This is a genomic window from Streptomyces sp. NPDC086787 (assembly GCF_044745865.1).
Classification (GTDB): domain Bacteria; phylum Actinomycetota; class Actinomycetes; order Streptomycetales; family Streptomycetaceae; genus Streptomyces.
On the sequence record NZ_JBIVBC010000007.1, the window covers coordinates 96,954 to 115,271 of the forward strand.

Sequence of the window (18,318 nt, forward strand, 5' to 3'; positions counted from 1 at the left end):
CGCCCGCCCTACTTGGCCGTGTCCGCGACCAGGCGCTCGACCGCGTCGACGGCCTCGCCGACGGCGGCCGGGTTCTGGCCGCCGCCCTGGGCGACGTCCGGCTTGCCGCCACCGCCGCCGCCGAGCGTCTTGGCGGCCGTACGGACCAGGTCACCGGCCTTGAGGCCACGCTCGCGGGCGGCCTCGTTGGTGGCGATGACCGTGAGCGGCTTGCCGTTGTTCACCGCGAACAGGGCGACCACGGCGGCCCGGCCGCCCTGGATCCGGCCGCGCACGTCCAGCACCAGCCTGCGCAGGTCGTCCGGGTTCGTACCGTCCGGGACCTGACCGGTGACAACGGCCACACCGTGGACGTCCTTGGCGGACTCGGCGAGGCCGGCGGCGGCCTGGAGCACCTTCTCGGCGCGGAACTTTTCGATCTCCTTCTCGGCGTCCTTCAGCTTGCCGAGCATGGCGGAGATCTTCTCCGGCAGTTCCTCCGGACGGCCCTTCACCAGCTCCTGGAGCTGGGCGACGACCGTGTGCTCACGGGCCAGGAAGTTGTAGGCGTCCACGCCGACGAGGGCCTCGATACGGCGCACACCCGAGCCGATCGACGACTCGCCGAGCAGCTTCACCAGACCGAGCTGGGCGGTGTTGTGCACGTGCGTGCCGCCACACAGCTCCTTGGAGAAGTCGCCGATGGTCACCACGCGGACCCGCTCGCCGTACTTCTCGCCGAACTCGGCGATGGCGCCCTGCTTCTTGGCCTCGTCGATGCCCATCACCTCGGCGTGCACGTCGAGATCACGGGCGAGCACCTCGTTGATCTTCTGCTCGACGTCGGTCATCACGGCCGTCGGTACGGCGGACGGAGAGCCGAAGTCGAAGCGGAAGCGGCCGGGCTGGTTCTCGGAACCGGCCTGGGCGGCCGTCGGGCCGAGCGCGTCACGCAGGGCCTGGTGGGTGAGGTGGGTGGCCGAGTGGGCGCGGGCGATGGCCTTGCGGCGGCGCAGGTCGATGGACGCCTGGGCCTTGGAACCGACGGTGACCTCGCCGACCTGGACGACGCCCTTGTGGACGTAGACGCCCGGGACGGGCTTCTGGCAGTCGCGGATCTCGATGACGGCACCGGTGTCCACCCGGATCCGGCCGGTGTCACCGATCTGGCCGCCGCCCTCGGCGTAGAACGGGGTGCGGTCGAGGACGATCTCGACCTCGTCGCCCTCGGTGGCGGCCGGGGAGGAGACGCCGTCGACCAGGATGCCGACGATCGTGGTCTCGCCCTCGGTGTCGGTGTAGCCGATGAAGTCGGTGGCACCGGCCGAGTCGGCGATCTCACGGTAGGCGCCCATGTCCGCGTGTCCGGTCTTCTTGGCCTGGGCGTCGGCCTTGGCCCGCTCCCGCTGCGCCTTCATCAGGCGGCGGAAGCCGTCCTCGTCCACGGCGAGGCCCTGCTCGGCAGCCATCTCCAGGGTGAGGTCGATCGGGAAGCCCCAGGTGTCGTGGAGCAGGAACGCCTTGTCGCCGGGGAGTACGGCGGAGCCGGCGGCCTTGGTCTCGGCGACGGCGGTGTCCAGCACGTTGGTGCCGGCGTTCAGCGTCTTGAGGAAGCGGGCCTCCTCGGCGAGGGCGACCTTCTCGATGCGCTCGCGGTCGGTGACCAGCTCCGGGTACTGCTGGCCCATCATCTCGATGACGGTGTCGATCAGGTCCTTGACGACCAGGCCGGTGGCACCCAGCAGACGCATGTTGCGGATGGCGCGGCGCATGATGCGGCGCAGGACGTAACCGCGACCCTCGTTGCCGGGGGTGACGCCGTCGCCGATGAGCATGACGGACGTGCGCATGTGGTCGGTGACCACACGCAGCGACACATCCGAGTCGTGGGCGTCGCCGTAGCGGACACCGGTCAGCTCGGTGGCCTTCTCGATGACCGCCATGGAGGTGTCGATCTCGTACATGTTCTGCACGCCCTGCAGAATCATGGCGAGGCGCTCCATGCCGAGGCCCGTGTCGATGTTCTTGCTCGGCAGGTCGCCGAGGATCTCGAAGTTGTCCTTGCCGATGCCCTCGCCGCGCTCGTACTGCATGAAGACGAGGTTCCAGATCTCCACGTACCGCTCGTCGTTGACGGCGGGGCCGCCCTCGACGCCGAACTCGGGGCCGCGGTCGTAGTTGATCTCGGAGCAGGGGCCGCAGGGGCCGGGGACGCCCATGGACCAGTAGTTGTCCTTCATGCCCAGGCGCTGGATGCGCTCCTTGGGCACACCGACGACGTCGTGCCAGATGCGCTCGGCCTCGTCGTCGTCCTTGTAGACGGTGATCCACAGACGGTCCGGCTCCAGGCCGTAACCGCCCTTGTCCTGGGGAGTGGTGAGCAGCTCCCAGGCGTGCTTGATGGCGCCTTCCTTGAAGTAGTCGCCGAAGGAGAAGTTGCCGCACATCTGGAAGAACGTGCCGTGCCGGGTGGTCTTGCCGACCTCTTCGATGTCGGGCGTGCGCACGCACTTCTGCACGCTGGTGGCACGCGCGAACGGCGGCTTGACCTCACCCAGGAAGTAGGGCTTGAAGGGAACCATGCCGGCGGGGACCAGGAGCAGAGTCGGGTCGTCCGCGATGAGCGACGCCGAAGGGACGACGGTGTGCCCGCGCTCCTCGAAGAAGCTCAGCCAGCGGCGGCGAATCTCGGCCGACTCCATCAGTGGTCCTCATTCCGGTTGTACGAGCGCGTCGTGTTCTCGACGTACGTCGTGTTCTCGATGTACTTCAGGGTGTTGCGGTTGTCGTTCTCGATGGCGTTGTACCGCCTGGGTGCGGGAAGTTCGGGGTCCGCGTTGATGCCGAGCGCCTCCCCCAGTTCCGCTTCCCGCTGGGCCATGTTGTCGCGGACGTCCAGCGCGAAGCCCACCGCCCGGTCCTTGACCCGCCGGCCCGTCTCCAGTGCCTTGTTCGCGGCCGTCGCCGCGAGGCTCTCGGGGGTGAGCTGCTTCAGCTTGCGGTTGACCTTGGTGGTGGCCCACACACCGGCGGCCATGCCCGTGGTGAACCAGAACGTACGGCGGAACATCGCTGAGCCTCAGTCCTTCTTTCCGCGGGCGTTGCGCTTGTCCCGGCGCGCGGCGGGCACGGTCCGGCCCACGATGACGGCGCGCCGGGGGGTCTTCGCGGGGACGTTCGCCGGGACGTCGTCCCGGCGGCCGCCCAGGGCGCGGCGCACGCCGTAGCCGAAGGCCGCGACCTTGACCAGGGGGCCGCCGAAGGTGGAGGCGACCGTGGTGGAGAGCGCGGAGGCGTTCGACGTGACCTCCTGGACGTCGGACGCGATCGCGTCGACCCGGTCGATCTGGGTCTGCGCCGAGCGCACGGCCGTGGAGGCGTCGGCCAGCAGCGGGACGGCCTGATCGGTCACGTCCGCGACGAGTTTGGTGGTCGCCCTGAGCGTCTGGGCCAGCCTCGCCAGCGCGACGGCGAGGAAGGAGACCAGGATCGCCCAGAAGACGGCCACCAGGATCCCGGCCACCTCTCCACCGGACACCGTGCGCACCCGCTCTCTGGTCTCTGAAAAACGCGTCTGTAGTGGCACCGAGCCTATCGCGCCGGACGTGCGGCTCCATACCGGAATTGCGGGTATGCGGAAGCCCGCCGCCCCGCCCACCCGTGAGGGTGGGGAGACGGCGGGCTGGGGTACCGCTACCGGCTGGTGATCAGCGGGCGTAGTACTCGACGACGAGCTGCTCGTCGCAGATGACCGGAACTTCCTTGCGGTTCGGCTCGCGGTCCAGGCGGAAGGCCAGGGCGCGGAGGTTCACCTGAAGGTAGCGCGGGGTCTCGCCGTCGGGGGCGAAGCCACCCTCACGGGCGACCTGGAAGAGCGTCTTGTCCTTGGAACGGTCGCGGACCTGCACGACATCGTCCGGACGGACACGGAAGGACGGCTTGTCGACCTTCTGGCCGTTGACCTGGATGTGGCCGTGGACGACCATCTGGCGGGCCTGGTAGATCGTGCGGGCGATGCCCGAACGCAGGACCAGCGCGTCGAGACGACGCTCCAGCTCGATGATCAGGGCCTCACCGGTCTTGCCCTGCACCTTGGAGGCACGCTCGTAGGCGCGGACGAGCTGACGCTCGGACACGTCGTACTGCGCGCGCAGACGCTGCTTCTCCAGCAGACGGACCTTGTAGTCCGAGTTCTGCTTGCGGCCGCGACCGTGCTCGCCCGGCGGGTAGGGGCGGGCCTCGAAGTACTTGACGGCCTTCGGGGTCAGCGCGATACCGAGGGCACGCGACTTCTTGACCTTGGGGCGGGACTGATTCGCCACTGTTTCTTTCTTCCTTCTGATATTCGGCTTGTCAGGGTTGAGGGAGGTCGCATCCGCAGCCGGGGAGACCCGCCGGTCCGTTTCCGGGCCCGGTGGGCAGCCGCTCCCCTGGTCTGGGCACATACGTGCAGCACGCGAGTGGCCCACCGGCCGGGTTCCGTCCTGCGACGGAGGGTGGTGGGCTGCCCGCGACACCGATCTACGGTGCGCGACGCTCCTGGAGCCGGTCCGCGAGGGACTGGGGCTCCGGCTGGTTGTCCCGCTCTGACAGCGCGGGACTCAGCACTGCGGGGGATTCTACAGGCTGCTCAGGACCGCTTGCGACCGAGGTGTTTCCTGGTCCACTCGACCGCGTCCGCGTACCGGGCCTCGGCTCCGTGTCTGGTGGGGGTGTAGTACTCGCGCTCCTGGAGGGCTTCCGGCGCATACCGCTGGTTGGCGATGCCCTCGGGCAGGTCGTGCGGGTACACATACCCCTGGGCGTGGCCGAGCTTGGCCGCGCCCTTGTAGTGCCCGTCGCGCAGGTGCGCCGGAACCGGTCCCGCGAGGCCCTTGCGTACGTCCTCCAGGGCGGCGCCGATCGCCGTCGTCGCGGAGTTGGACTTGGGGGCGAGCGCGAGGGCGATGGTGGCGTGGCTGAGGGTGAGGGCGGCCTCGGGAAAGCCGATCATGGCGACGGCCTGGGCGGCGGCGACGGCCGTCGGCAGCGCGTTGGGGTCGGCGAGGCCGATGTCCTCGCTGGCGGAGATCATCAGGCGGCGGGCGATGAAGCGGGGGTCCTCGCCCGCCTCGATCATGCGGGCCAGGTAGTGCAGGGCGGCGTCGACGTCGGAGCCGCGGATGGACTTGATGAGCGCGCTGGCGACGTCGTAGTGCTGGTCGCCGTCGCGGTCGTACTTGACCGCTGCCCGGTCGACCGTCTCCTCCAGCGTGGTGAGGGTGATCTCCGCCTCGCCCTTGTCGAGAGCGGCCCCGGCGGCCGCCTCCAGGGCGGTCAGGGCACGGCGTGCGTCGCCGCCGGCGATGCGCAGGACGTGGTCCTCGGTGTCCTCGGGAAGGGTGACGGCCTCCTTGAGGCCCCGCTCGTCGGCGAGCGCCCGGCGCAGCAGACCGCGCAGGTCGTCGTCGGTCAGCGGTTCGAGGGTCAGCAGCAGGGAGCGGGACAGCAGCGGGGAGATGACCGAGAAGTAGGGATTCTCGGTGGTCGCCGCGATCAGGGTCACCCAGCGGTTCTCGACCGCCGGGAGCAGGGAGTCCTGCTGCGCCTTGCTGAAGCGGTGGATCTCGTCCAGGAAGAGGACCGTGTCCTTGCCGTACCCGCCGGAGGCGCGGCGGGCGCCGTCGATGACCGCGCGGACCTCCTTGACGCCCGCGGTGATCGCGGACAGCTCCACGAACCGCTTGTCGGTGGCCTTGGAGACCACGTACGCCAGGGTGGTCTTGCCGGTGCCGGGCGGGCCCCAGAGGATCACCGAGGAGTGCCCGGCTGGGCCGCTCGCGCCCTCGCCGACCAGCCGGCGCAGGGGCGAGCCGGGCTTGAGCAGATGCTGCTGGCCGACGACCTCGTCCAGCGTGCGCGGGCGCATCCGCACCGCCAGGGGGCTGGATGCCGGGTCCTTGTCCTGGCGTTCTTCCGCCGCGGCGGTGAAGAGGTCGGGTTCCACGCTGAAACCCTAAGACACCGCACTGACAATCGGCGCCGGGGCGTCGGCCGGGCCGTGGGCCGGCCTCGGCGGGCCTGCCGCCGGACCTGCCGACAGGCCCGTCAGCTGGTCCAGAAGTCCCACCAGCGGGTCAGGATCAGCATGCCGATGACACCGACATGCAGGACCGGCAGGACCCAGGTGAACTCGCCGAAGAAGCCCTTCAGCCAGCGCGGGGCGGGCAGGAGGTCATTGCGAACGTTGAAGGAGGTCACGTACCAGAACATGACGATCGTGGCGACCCAGGCGAGCGAGCACCACAGGCACAGCGCGTTGATGCGGTACAGCGACTGGAACTGGAGCCAGGTGCAGAAGGCCACGCCGAAGAGCGTGCCGAAGTTGAAGGTAAGCCAGTACCAGCGCGGGAAGCGGGCACGCGCGAGCAGGCTCACGCCGACGCAGATGACGATGCCGTAGCAGACCAGGCCGAGCATCGGGTTCGGGAAGCCGAAGGCGGCGGCCTGCTTGCTCTCCATGACGCTGCCGCAGGACACGACCGGGTTGAGGCTGCACCCGGGGGTGAACGTCTTCCCCGCGACCTTGGCCTCGAGCAGTTTGAACTTGTCGATCGTGATGACCCAGGCGGCGAGCAGACCGGCCGCGCCGGTGATGATCAGCAGCAGGCCGAAGGCACGGCTGCCGCCGACTGTGCGCGCCGCATCGGTCGCGCGCTCCGGTGCGGGATCCGTGGAGACGTCTTTGACTGTCGTCTTGCTCATCACGCCGATTCCGTCTGCTGGAGAGATGGACATACTTCGGGCAGGGGCCATTGTGCCGCACCGAGCCGTCTGTCCACCGTTCGGTGGACATAAGGAGGTACGCACGACCGTCACGGAGCGTTCGGTTCCGGCCGAAGCTTTGCGGGGGCTGTGGAAGCGGTACATGGACGTGACCGCGGTCGACGGCGTCGATCTCACGGTCCGGCGGGGCGAGGTGTTCGGCCTGCTCGGACCCAATGGCGCGGGCAAGAGCACCACCGTGGAGATCCTCCAGGGCAACCGCTCCAGGGACGCGGGCGAGGTCTCGGTCCTGGGCGCGGATCCGGCGACGGGCACGCGCGCGTGGCGGTCGCGGGTGGGAATCGTCCGGCAGGACGAATCGGCACCCGCGGAGTTGACGGTCCGGGAGACCGTGCGCGGATCAAGGCGTTCTCGGGCGGTCGAGCTGAAGGTGGACGACCGGACCGCGGCGGTGACGAGCGCGATGCGGCACGGACTGCTCGATCCATGAGGAGAGGGGCGCCGGGATTCCCCGGCGCCCCTCCTCACGTCTGCACGTCCCTGGGTCGGGGCGGCCTAGCCGAGCCGTGACTCCAGCTCCGCGACGATCTCGTTCACGCCGATCGCCGTCTGCTCGCCGGACTCCATGTCCTTGAGCTGGACGATGCCCTCGGTGAGGTCGCGCTCACCGGCGACCAGCGCGTAGCGGGCGCCGGACCGGTTGGCGGCCTTCATCGCGGCCTTGAGGCCCTTGCCGCCGTACGAGAAGTCCGCCGCGACGCCCACCTTGCGCAGCTCGGTGACCTTGGCGAACAGGACGCGTCGCGCCTCCTCGCCGAGCGGGACCGCGAACACGCTGGTCGTGGAGGGCAGATCCAGCTCGACGCCCTCCGCCTCCAGGGCCAGCACGGTGCGGTCGACACCCAGGGCCCAGCCGACGGACGGGAGTTCCGGGCCGCCGAGCATCTCCGACAGCCCGTCGTAGCGGCCGCCGCCGCCCACCGCGGACTGGGAGCCCAGACCGTCGTGGACGAACTCGAAGGTCGTACGGGTGTAGTAGTCCAGGCCGCGGACCAGCTTCGGGTCGTCCTCGAAGACCACGCCCGCCGCCGTGATGAGCTCGCGGACCTCCTCGTGGTAACGCTTGCAGCCGTCGCACAGGTAGTCGCGCAGCAGCGGGACCCCCGTCAGCTGCTTCTGGACCGACTCGCGCTTGTCGTCGAGGACGCGCAGCGGGTTGATCTCGATGCGGGCCCGGGTGTCGTCGTCCAGGTCGAGGCCGCGCAGGAACTCCTGGAGGGCGGCCCGGTACACCGGACGGCACTCCTTGTCGCCCAGGCTGTTCAGCAGGATGCGGAAGTTCCTGAGGCCCAGGGAGCGGTACGCCTGGTCGGCCAGGATGATCAACTCGGCGTCCAGCGCCGGGTCCTCCGCGCCGATCGCCTCGGCGCCGACCTGGGAGAAGTGCCGGTAACGGCCCTTCTGCGGGCGCTCGTAGCGGTACTGCGAGCCCGAGTACCAGACCTTCACCGGCAGGTTGCCCGCCTTGTGCAGGTTGGCCTCGAGAACCGCGCGCAGCACGGGAGCCGTCGTCTCCGGGCGCAGGGCGAGCCGGTCGCCGCCCTTGGTCTCGAAGACGTACATCTCCTTCGTCACGATGTCGGTGGACTCGCCGACGCCACGGGCGAAGAGTTCCACGTTCTCGAAGCCGGGGGTCTCGATGTAGCCGTAACCGGAGTTGCGCAGCGGGGCGGCGACCGCCTCGCGGACCGCCAGGAACCTCGCGGAGTCGGGCGGCAGCAGATCGTAGGTGCCCTTGGGGGCCTGGAAGGTACTCACGGGAAGTCTCTCGTCACATTCCTCGTCGGGGAGCGGCGTCGGGGCCCGCTCCCAGGCCGGCGGCCACCTGCCGCAGATACGGGTTGGTGGCGCGCTCCTGGCCGATGGTCGTGTGCTCGTTGTGACCGGGCAGCACCACGGTGGAGTCGTCGAGCGGCAGGCACACGCGGGCCAGCGATTCGAGCATGTCCTCCATGGAGCCACCGGGCATGTCGGTGCGTCCGATGGAGCCGGCGAACAGCAGGTCGCCCGAGAACATGATCGGCGGGATGTCCGCCGCCTCGGGCAGGCCGAAGGTCACCGACCCCTTGGTATGGCCCGGTGCGTGCGCGACGGAGAACTCCAGCCCGGCCAGCGCCAGCTTCGCGCCGTCGGTCAGCTCCTTGACGTCGTCCGGCTCCCCCACGGTCAGCTCGCCCATCAGCGGCATGCCGATGGACCGGCCGATGGCCTTCTCGGGGTCGCTCAGCATGTACCGGTCCTCAGGGTGGATCCACGCCGACACGTCGTGCGCGCCGCACACGGGGACGACCGAGGCCACATGATCGATGTGGCCGTGGGTGAGGACGACGGCGACGGGCTTGAGCCGATGTTTCCTGAGTGCGTCCTCGACTCCTGGAGCGGCCTGGTGGCCCGGGTCGATGATCACGCACTCCTCACCGGCGGCGGGGGCGACGAGATAACAGTTCGTCCCCCAGGCCCCGGCGGGGAACCCGGCAATGAGCACGATCGTCCTTCGTTGTGTCGGTTCAGGGCGGCTACGGCGGCCGCAGCTGCGGTCAAAGCCTACCGGCGCTGCCGATTCCTCAGCGAACCCATATACGGTACGTGGCTACACGCTGCGATCGGCTCACCGGCCGCACGCGTACGGTCGGCACACGACACTCACTAGGAGAGAACCCGGTGGTCAGCCAGGAGCAGCGGCGGCGTCAGCTCGCCCGGGAGAAGTTCTTGCGGCAGCAGCAGCGGCGCACCAGCGCGCGGCAGAAGGCGCGTATGCGGAACTCCGTGATCGCGTCAGTGCTCGGCGTGGTCGTCATCGGCAGTGTCGCGCTGTACACGACCGGGGTGCTCAAGAACGACGACGACAAGTCCAACGCGAGCGCGAAGGTCACCCCCGGCGCCTCGGCGCCCAGCAAGGCCGCGGACCCCTGCGAGAAGCCCGCGGGCGGCTCGGTGGCGAAGCTGAACTGGAAGCAGGAGCCGGCGGTCACGATCGACAAGTCGGCGGACTACAAGATGAAGCTGGCGACCACGTGTGGTGACATCGGCGTCGCGCTGAAGACGGCGGCCGCCCCGCACACCGTGAACTCGTTCAACTTCCTTGCCGGGAAGGGCTACTTCGACCACACCAAGTGCCACCGGCTCACCACCAACAACATTTACGTGCTCCAGTGCGGCGACCCGACGGGCAGCGGCAGCGGCGGCCCGGGCTACACGATCCCGGACGAGAACCTGAAGGACGAGAGCCTGAAGAAGAACGTCTATCCGGCGGGCACCGTCGCGATGGCCAACACCGGCCAGGCGCACAGCGGTGGCAGCCAGTTCTTCCTGGTGTACCAGGACAGTCCGTTGCCGCCCACCTACACGCCGTTCGGTACCGTCGACGCGGCGGGCATGAAGGTGCTGAAGAAGATCGCGACCGCGGGCGAGAGCACGGGCGCCGGTGACGGAGCCCCCAACGCGACCGTTGTGATCAACAAGGCGACGGTCGCAAAATCCTGAAGGTCATGACGGCCAACTGCGGAATTTCGGTCGCGCGGGATGCGGACAGGCAACCCGCTGGTCGCCTATGTTGGCCGTGACGAAACTGTGGACGATGCCCGGGGGTGCTGAGGCTCCTCGCAGGCATCATGTGGAGGAGGCGCTGTGAGCAGCGACCCGTGGGGCCGCGTCGACGAGACGGGGACCGTGTACGTGCGTACGGCCGACGGCGAGCAGGTCGTCGGTTCCTGGGCGGCCGGCTCTCCCGAAGAGGCGCTGGCCTACTTCGAGCGCAAGTACGAAGGCCTGGTTGTCGAGATCGGCCTCCTCGAAAAGCGAGTCCAGAGCACCGACCTGTCGGCCAAGGACGCCCAGACCGCCATCGGGCATATCCGCGAGCAGGTCGACGCGCACCACGCGGTGGGTGACCTGGCCGCGCTGCGGGTCCGCCTGGACAAGCTCGTGGAGACGGTCGAGGCACGGCGCGAGGAGCGCAAGGCACAGCGGGCCAAGCAGTCCGACGAGGCTCGCAAGGCCAAGGACGACCTGGTCGCCGAGGCGGAGCAGCTCGCGCAGTCCGACCAGTGGCGGTCCGCCGGTGAGCGGCTGCGTGCCCTGGTGGACACGTGGAAGGGACTGCCGCGGCTGGACCGCAAGTCCGACGACGAGCTGTGGCACCGCTTCTCGCACGCCCGGTCGGCGTTCTCCAAGCGTCGCAAGGCGCACTTCGCGCAGTTGGACGCGCAGCGCGAGGACGCTCGCAAGACCAAGGAGCGGCTGGTCGCCGAGGCCGAGGCACTGTCCGGCTCGACGGACTGGGGTCCGACGGCGGCCCGCTACCGCGAGCTGATGACGGAGTGGAAGGCCGCGGGCCGTGCCCAGCGCGAGCACGAGGACGACCTGTGGAACCGCTTCCGCGGCGCCCAGGACATGTTCTTCGGGGCCCGTGGCTCGGTCTTCGCGGAGCGGGACGCCGAGCAGGCGGAGAACCTGAAGCTCAAGGAGGAGCTGGCCGCGGAGGCCGAGAAGATCCTCCCGGTCACCGACCTGAAGGGCGCGCGGGCGGCGTTCCGTTCGCTCAACGAGCGCTGGGAGGCCATCGGTCACGTCCCCCGGGACGCGCGTCCGAAGGTCGAGGGCCAGATGCACGCGGTCGAGCGGGCCATCCAGGAGGCCGAGGAGGCCGAGTGGCGCCGGACCAACCCGGAGGCACGCGCGCGTGCCGCGGGTCTGACGGGTCAGCTCCAGGCCGCCGTGGACAAGCTGCGGGCGCAGATCGAGCAGGCGCGCGCCCAGGGCAACAACTCCCGTGCCGACAAGCTGGAACGTGAGCTGGAAGGCCGCCAGGCGCTCCTGGAACAGGCTCTGAAGGGCCTCCAGGAGTTCGGCGGCTGAGGATTCCGCCGACAACCCGCCTCGCACGAAGGGAGGGCCCCACACACCGATGGTGTGTGGGGCCCTCCCTTCGTGTAGCCGGCCGTGCGCGCGCTATGCCCGGCTGCGCGCCGAGGTCACTCGGTAGACGTCGTAGACGCCCTCCACGCCCCGTACGGCCTTCAGGACGTGCCCCAGGTGCTTGGGGTCGCCCATCTCGAAGGTGAAGCGGGAGGTGGCGACCCGGTCGCGCGAGGTCTGGACGGCCGCGGACAGGATGTTGACGTGCTGGTCCGACAGGACGCGGGTGACGTCCGACAGGAGGCGCGACCGGTCCAGGGCCTCGACCTGGATGGCGACCAGGAAGACCGAGGACTGGGTGGGCGCCCACTCGACGTCGAGGATGCGCTCCGGCTCGCGGGACAGTGACTCCACGTTGACGCAGTCACTGCGGTGAACCGATACGCCGCTACCACGGGTGACGAACCCGATGATCGGATCCCCGGGCACGGGCGTACAGCAGCGGGCCAGCTTGACCCACACGTCGTCGACGCCCTTGACGACCACACCGGGATCGGCGTTGGAGCGGCGCTTGCGGGTGCGCGTCGGCGGGACGGACTCGTCGATCTCCTCGGTGGCCGCCTCCTCGCCGCCGAGCGCCTGAACCAGCTTCTGCACGACGTTCTGTGCGGAGACATGGCCCTCGCCGATCGCCGCGTACAGCGCGGAGATGTCCGGGTAGCGCATCTCGTGGGCGAGGGTGACGAGCGAGTCGCCGGTCAGGATGCGCTGGATCGGCAGGTTCTGCTTGCGCATCGCGCGGACGATGGCGTCCTTGCCCTGCTCGATCGCCTCGTCGCGGCGCTCCTTGGAGAACCAGGCCCGGATCTTGTTGCGCGCCCGCGGCGACTTGACGAAACCGAGCCAGTCGCGGGAGGGGCCGGCACCGGCCGCCTTGGAGGTGAAGACCTCGACCAGGTCGCCGTTGTCCAGAGTCGATTCCAGCGGTACGAGACGGCCGTTGACCCGTGCTCCTATGGTGCGGTGGCCCACCTCGGTGTGCACCGCGTAGGCGAAGTCGACCGGGGTGGCCCCGGCCGGCAGCGCTATGACGTCGCCCTTGGGAGTGAAGACGAAGACCTCGTTGCGGGACAGGTCGAAGCGCAGCGACTCCAGGAACTCGCTGGGGTCCTCGGTCTCCTTCTGCCAGTCCAGCAACTGCCGCAGCCACGCCATGTCGTTGAGGTGGTCGTCCTTGCCCTTGCCGGACGACTTCGGCGCGTCGGTGCGGACCTTGGAGGCGCCGGCCACCGCCTCCTGCTTGTACTTCCAGTGGGCGGCGATGCCGTACTCGGCGCGGCGGTGCATGTCGAACGTGCGGATCTGGAGTTCGACGGGCTTGCCGTTGGGTCCGATCACGGTCGTGTGCAGCGACTGGTACATGTTGAACTTGGGCATCGCGATGTAGTCCTTGAACCGGCCGGGGACCGGGTTCCATCGCGCGTGCACGGTGCCGAGGGCGGCGTAGCAGTCGCGGACCGTGTCGACAAGTACACGAATCCCCACCAGGTCGTAGATCTCCGCGAAGTCGCGACCACGGACGATCATCTTCTGGTAGACGCTGTAGTAGTGCTTGGGGCGGCCGGTGACGGTCGCCTTGATACGGGCGGCGCGGAGGTCGGCCTGGACCTCGTCGGTCACTATGGCCAGGTACTCGTCACGCTTGGGTGCCCGCTCGGCCACCAGCCGTACGATCTCGTCGTACATCTTGGGGTAGAGGATCGCGAACGCGAGGTCCTCCAGCTCCCACTTGATGGTGTTCATGCCGAGGCGGTGGGCGAGCGGCGCGTAGATCTCCAGCGTCTCGCGCGCCTTCTTCTCCTGCTTCTCGCGCTTGAGGTAGCGCATGGTGCGCATGTTGTGCAGCCGGTCGGCGAGTTTGATCACCAGGACGCGCGGGTCCTTGGCCATCGCCACGACCATCTTGCGCACGGTCTCGGCCTGCGCGGCCTCACCGAACTTGACCTTGTCCAGCTTGGTGACACCGTCGACCAGCAGGGCGACGGTGTCACCGAAGTCGCGGCGCAGCTGGTCGAGTCCGTACTCGGTGTCCTCGACGGTGTCGTGCAGCAGTCCCGCCATCAGCGTGGCCGGATCCATGCCGAGTTCCGCGAGGATGGTGGTCACGGCGAGAGGGTGCGTGATGTACGGGTCGCCGCTCTTGCGCTTCTGGCCGCGGTGCCAGCGCTCGGCGACCTGGTAGGCGCGCTCGATCTGGCGCAGCGTCGAGTTCTCGGTCTTCGGGTCGTTGCTGCGTACTATCCGCAGCAGCGGCTCCAGCACCGGGTTGTACGGGTTCGCGCGCTGCACGCCGAGTCGGGCGAGGCGGGCGCGGACCCGGTTGGACGAGCCGGAGCGACCGGGCTGGCCGGCGGAGGGGCGCACGGTGGGCGCGGGCGCGGAGCCCTCGGGCGGGGCGGGTTTCGGACGGGAGGTCTCGGCCACCTTCGCCGCGTTCGCGGGCTGGACGTGCTGGGCCGCCCCGCGGGTGTCGTTCTTCGCGTGCGGCGCGGGCTTGGCCGCGGGGGCCGAGGCGGGCTCGGGCTTGGCGGCGGTCAGTGGCTGGGCCTCGTCTGGCAAGAGGGCTCCTCGTGCGCGATCCGGGTCCCCCGGTCAGGCTCCGGAGTGCCCATGGTAGCGATCCCGGGCTCCGGCATCCCCTTCAGGCCGATGTGAGGACCGACTACCACTGGAACACGAGAGGCTCCCGCGGCATTCCAGCAGGCAGCGGGCGGGTGTGCGCGGGGTGTCCGCTGGGTTGCGAGAGGCACCTGCGGAGCCCTGCACGAGAGCGCCCGGAGGTCCGGGCGGCAGGCCGCAGGCCGGGGGCAGACGGCAGGCCCGGCGGCAGGCCGCAGGCCGGGGCAGACGGCAGACGGCAGACGGCAGGCGGCAGGCGGCAGGCGGCAGGCGGCAGGCGGCAGGCGGCAGGCGGCAGGCGGCAGGCGGCAGGCGGCAGGCGGCAGGCGAGTGTGGGGGCGGTGGGGTGCGAGAGGCCGCTGCGGGGCCCCTGGGCAGGCGTACGGTGCGGGCACTCCGCGCGAGCGGCGGCTGACCCGGCACGGTCGAGGCCGGGTCTTGGGCGGCGGGTGGACGACGAACGGCCGCCCCGTTTGGTGCCGGGGCGGCCGTTCGGTCTGGCGTGAGGGTCACACCTGGAGGAGGGCCTCCAGCGGAGCGCCGTTCAGGGCCCGCTCCAGGCGGGCGCGGCCGTCGAGGAAGCCCAGTTCCATCAGAACCGCGACGCCCGCCACTTCGGCGCCCGCACGGTGGATGAGCTGGATCGCCGCCTCGGCGGTGCCGCCGGTGGCGAGGACATCGTCGACTATCAGGACGCGGTCGGCCGAGGTGAGGTCCTCGGCGTGCACCTCGATCTCCGCCGAGCCGTACTCCAGGTCGTACGCCTGGCGCAGGGTCGCTCCGGGGAGCTTGCCCGCCTTGCGCACGGGGATGAAGCCCAGGCCCGCGCGGACGGCGACCGGGGCGCCCAGGATGAAGCCGCGGGCCTCCAGACCGACGACCTTGGTGGCACCGGTGTTCTGGGCGGTCTCGGCGAGCGCGTCCGTGAGCGCCGTGAACGCCGCCGGGTCCGCCAGGAGCGGGGTGATGTCCTTGAACATCACGCCCGGCTCCGGGTAGTCGGCCACGTCACGGATGCGACTGAGCAGCAGTTCCCTGATCTCGGTCACCGGCGCTTCCCGGAGGGGCGGCCGCGGCCACGGCCACGGGGGCCCACGACCGCCGCGGTCGCGTCCTCCGGGTGCCCGGAGGCGTCGTCGCGGGCGTCGGTCGGCTCCTGCGCCGCGGCCTGGGCCCGCTTGGCCATGACGCGCTTGCGGAGGGCCTTCATCTGCGGCTCGCGCTCCTTGAGGTCGGCGACGAGCGGCGTGGCGATGAAGATCGACGAGTACGCACCGGCCGCGAGGCCGACGAACAGCGACAGCGAGATGTCGTTGAGCGTACCGGCGCCGAGGAAGCCGCCACCGATGAACAGCAGGCCCGCCACCGGGAGCAGTGCGACCACCGTGGTGTTGATCGAACGGACCAGCGTGCCGTTGATCGACTGGTTGGCGATGTCGCTGTAGGTGAAGCGCGTCTGCTTGGTGATGTCCTTCGTCTGCTCCTTGAGGCTGTCGAAGACGACGACCGTGTCGTAGAGCGAGTAACCGAGGATCGTCAGCAGACCGATGACCGTACCGGGAGTGACCTCGAAGCCGACCAGCGCGTAGATACCGACCGTGATGGTGATGTCGTGGATCAGCGCGACGAGCGCCGCGATGGCCATGCGCCACTCGAAGGCGATCGCCAGGTAGATCACGACCAGGATCATGAAGATCACCAGGCCCTGCCAGGCCTTGGCGGCGATCTCCTCACCCCAGCTCGGACCGACCAGGTCGGCGGTGAGGCTCTCCTGGTTGATCTTCAGGTCCTTGGCCAGCGTCTCCTTGACCTGGTCGGACTTGCCGGTGTCGATGCCGGCGATCTGGATGCGCAGCTTGCCGTCGCCGAGCTTCTGCACGATCGCCTCATGGCCGGAGGCGGCCTTCGCGTACTCCTCCGCCTGGGCCACCGAGACGTTCGTGCTGCTCGGCGTCTGGAAGACGGCACCGCCCTGGAACTCGATGCCCATGTTCAGGCCGCGCACCGTGAGGCCGAGGATCGCCGTGATGGTGATCAGGATCGAGACGCCGTACCAGATCTTGCGGTGCCCGATGAAGTCGTAGCTGATCTCGCCGCGGTGCAGCCGGGCGCCGAGGTTGCCGAGTTTCGACACGCTCACGCCTCCTTCGTGTCGACAGGGCCGGCGGCAGGACCGGCGGGACGGCGGGTGCGGCGCAGCGGGGGCTTGGCACCCAGACTCTTCGGGTCGAGGCCCGACCACTTGTGGCCGTCCGCGAAGAACTTACGGCGGGCGAGAAGCGTCATCAGGGGCTTGGTGAAGAAGAAGACGACGACGACGTCGAGGACCGTGGTCAGTCCCAGCGTGAACGCGAAGCCCTGGACCTTGCCGACGGTGACGATGAACAGCACCGCCGCGGCGAGGAAGGACACGAAGTCGGACACCAGGATGGTGCGCCGGGCGCGGGGCCAGGCCCGCTCGACGGCGGGCCGCAGCGAACGGCCCTCGCGGATCTCGTCCCGAATGCGTTCGAAGTACACGATGAACGAGTCCGCGGTGATACCGATCGCGACGATGGCACCGCAGACGGCCGGCAGGTTCAGCGCGAAGCCGATGGCCGGGCCGAGCAGCGACATGATCACGTAGGTCAGGATCGCCGAGACCAGCAGGGACGCCATGGCCACGACCGACAGACCGCGGTAGTAGGCGATCAGGTAGATCACGACCAGGGCGAGGCCGATCGCGCCGGCCAGCAGACCGGCGTGCAGCTGCTCACCGCCGAGCGCGGCCGTCACGGTGGTGGTGCTCGAGATGTCGAAGGTCAGCGGGAGCGCGCCGTACGACAGCACGTTCGCGAGGCTCTGGGCCTCCTGCTGGGTGAAGCTGCCGGAGATCTCCGCCTGGCCGCCCGTGATGGACTGCTGGACGAACGGGCTGGAGACGACCTCGCCGTCGAGGACGATGCCGAACTCGTTCTGAGGCTGCTGCTTCTTGGACAGCTCGTCGGTGATGTTCGCGAACTTCTTGGAACCGCTGCCGTTGAAGTTCATCTGGACCTGCCAGCCGGAGGCGCCCTGGGTGTCGAAGACGGCCTGGGCCTTCTTCACCTCGGTGCCGTCCACGGCGGCCGGGCCCAGCACGTACTTGTACCAGACCTTGTTGATCTCGCCGCAGGCCACGATGGGGTCACCGGGCTTGACGGTCTTCGCGGCGATGGCGGCCCGGGCGGCCGGCTTGGAGCAGTCCAGAGCGGCGTACTCGGCCTGGAGCTTGGCCGCGGAGGCGTCGCCGGCACCGGCCGGGGCGGAGGGGCTGGCGGAGCCGCTCGCGGCGGGCTTGGGCTTGTCGGCCTTCAGACCGTCAGTGACGGCACGGCCCTGGGAGGTGGCACTTGCCGAGGGCGAGCCCGCCTTCTGCCCGGCGGAGGGGCTGCCGGACGGGCTGGACGAGCTGCCGGCGCCGGACGGCGCGCTCGGCGACGGTTTGGCCGCGGCCGGACCGCTGGGCTCGCTGGCCAGGACCGGGCGGAAGTACAGCTTCGCGGTCTTGCCGACCTGGTCGCGGGCCTGCTTGGAGTTGGTGCCCTTGGGAATGTTGACAATGATGTTGTCGCTTCCCTGGGTCTGCACCTCCGCCTCGGAGACGCCGAGACCGTTGACACGGCGGTTCATGATGTCGACCGCGGTGTCCATGTTGGCCTTGTTGATCGCGGACCCCTGGTTGGCCTTGGCCTTGAGCGTGATGCTCGTGCCACCGGCGAGGTCGATGCCGAGTCGCGGTGTGGTGTTACCGGAGGCGAACATGCCTCCGGTGAGCGCCGCGATGGCGATCAGGATCAAGGCCAGCGAGCGCCCCGGCTTGCTCTGGGCGCTCGCGCTCCGGCCCTTCTTAGGTGCTGCCACCTTCTCGTACTCCCTCTCGGGCCGATCCGCGACCTGGTGGTGCGGTCGGCCATGACATGGTGTCGGGATCCCGTCCGGGACACAGACGCGCCCGAG

General features: G+C 69.5%; 14 protein-coding genes and 1 pseudogene. 3 read left to right on the forward strand and 12 right to left on the reverse strand.

Annotated elements, in window-relative coordinates; all coding sequences use genetic code 11:
- Positions 1-8 precede the first annotated feature (8 nt).
- The 6 genes from alaS to ACIPK3_RS18725 all read right to left on the reverse strand — a co-directional run bounded on the left by alaS (position 9) and on the right by ACIPK3_RS18725 (position 6,723).
- Positions 9-2,681, reverse strand: a complete 2,673-nt coding sequence (gene alaS, locus ACIPK3_RS18700; protein WP_402570947.1) for an alanine--tRNA ligase — start codon at positions 2,679-2,681, stop codon at positions 9-11.
- Complete coding sequence (locus tag ACIPK3_RS18705; protein ID WP_402570949.1) at positions 2,681-3,049, reverse strand: hypothetical protein; 369 nt, start codon at positions 3,047-3,049, stop codon at positions 2,681-2,683. Before ACIPK3_RS18705 ends, alaS begins: the two co-directional genes overlap by 1 nt.
- Before the next feature lie 9 nt (positions 3,050-3,058).
- A complete protein-coding gene (locus ACIPK3_RS18710; protein ID WP_402570951.1) occupies positions 3,059-3,517 on the reverse strand; it encodes a DUF948 domain-containing protein in 459 nt (152 codons plus the stop codon).
- Between the two features lie 169 nt (positions 3,518-3,686).
- Positions 3,687-4,301 carry a 30S ribosomal protein S4 gene (rpsD, locus tag ACIPK3_RS18715; RefSeq protein WP_402570953.1) on the reverse strand — a complete coding sequence of 205 codons (615 nt, stop codon included), beginning with the start codon at positions 4,299-4,301 and terminating at the stop codon, positions 3,687-3,689.
- Positions 4,302-4,609: 308 nt separating this feature from the next.
- The gene (locus tag ACIPK3_RS18720; RefSeq protein WP_402570955.1) at positions 4,610-5,965 is read right to left on the reverse strand and encodes a replication-associated recombination protein A; all 1,356 of its coding nucleotides are present in this window, start codon (positions 5,963-5,965) and stop codon (positions 4,610-4,612) included.
- A gap of 101 nt (positions 5,966-6,066) precedes the next feature.
- The gene (locus tag ACIPK3_RS18725) at positions 6,067-6,723 is read right to left on the reverse strand and encodes a vitamin K epoxide reductase family protein (RefSeq protein ID WP_402570956.1); all 657 of its coding nucleotides are present in this window, start codon (positions 6,721-6,723) and stop codon (positions 6,067-6,069) included.
- A gap of 163 nt (positions 6,724-6,886) precedes the next feature.
- Between ACIPK3_RS18725 and ACIPK3_RS18730 the strand changes: the two are divergent.
- A pseudogene (locus tag ACIPK3_RS18730) lies at positions 6,887-7,222 on the forward strand (ATP-binding cassette domain-containing protein); the annotation flags it as partial.
- A 77-nt stretch (positions 7,223-7,299) separates the two neighbouring features.
- Here ACIPK3_RS18730 and hisS read toward each other — a convergent pair.
- Both hisS and ACIPK3_RS18740 read right to left on the reverse strand, forming a co-directional pair.
- Positions 7,300-8,562, reverse strand: coding sequence for a histidine--tRNA ligase (gene hisS, locus ACIPK3_RS18735; protein ID WP_402570958.1), 1,263 nt, complete (start codon positions 8,560-8,562; stop codon positions 7,300-7,302).
- 13 nt (positions 8,563-8,575) lie between these two features.
- Entirely contained in the window at positions 8,576-9,289 is a 714-nt protein-coding gene (locus tag ACIPK3_RS18740) for an MBL fold metallo-hydrolase (RefSeq protein WP_402570960.1), read from the reverse strand.
- A 176-nt stretch (positions 9,290-9,465) separates the two neighbouring features.
- Here ACIPK3_RS18740 and ACIPK3_RS18745 point away from each other — a divergent pair, with 176 nt between their 5' ends.
- Together ACIPK3_RS18745 and ACIPK3_RS18750 are read left to right on the forward strand one after the other, a co-directional pair.
- Positions 9,466-10,287 (forward strand): peptidylprolyl isomerase, encoded by an 822-nt coding sequence (locus tag ACIPK3_RS18745; RefSeq protein WP_402570961.1) that lies wholly within the window; start codon positions 9,466-9,468, stop codon positions 10,285-10,287.
- Positions 10,288-10,431: 144 nt separating this feature from the next.
- Positions 10,432-11,661 (forward strand): DUF349 domain-containing protein, encoded by a 1,230-nt coding sequence (locus tag ACIPK3_RS18750; RefSeq protein WP_402570963.1) that lies wholly within the window; start codon positions 10,432-10,434, stop codon positions 11,659-11,661.
- A gap of 93 nt (positions 11,662-11,754) precedes the next feature.
- Here the strand turns inward: ACIPK3_RS18750 and ACIPK3_RS18755 are convergent, their stop codons facing one another.
- The 4 genes from ACIPK3_RS18755 to secD form a co-directional block, all read right to left on the reverse strand.
- Positions 11,755-14,280 carry a RelA/SpoT family protein gene (locus ACIPK3_RS18755; protein ID WP_402570965.1) on the reverse strand — a complete coding sequence of 842 codons (2,526 nt, stop codon included), beginning with the start codon at positions 14,278-14,280 and terminating at the stop codon, positions 11,755-11,757.
- A gap of 569 nt (positions 14,281-14,849) precedes the next feature.
- A complete protein-coding gene (locus ACIPK3_RS18760) occupies positions 14,850-15,389 on the reverse strand; it encodes an adenine phosphoribosyltransferase (protein ID WP_402570967.1) in 540 nt (179 codons plus the stop codon).
- On the reverse strand, positions 15,386-16,474 hold the full coding sequence (secF, locus tag ACIPK3_RS18765; RefSeq protein ID WP_402571389.1) for a protein translocase subunit SecF: 1,089 nt from the start codon (positions 16,472-16,474) through the stop codon (positions 15,386-15,388). The genes ACIPK3_RS18760 and secF overlap by 4 nt, the downstream gene beginning before the upstream one ends.
- Before the next feature lie 2 nt (positions 16,475-16,476).
- Entirely contained in the window at positions 16,477-18,222 is a 1,746-nt protein-coding gene (gene secD, locus ACIPK3_RS18770) for a protein translocase subunit SecD (RefSeq protein ID WP_402570969.1), read from the reverse strand.
- Positions 18,223-18,318: the final 96 nt, after the last annotated feature.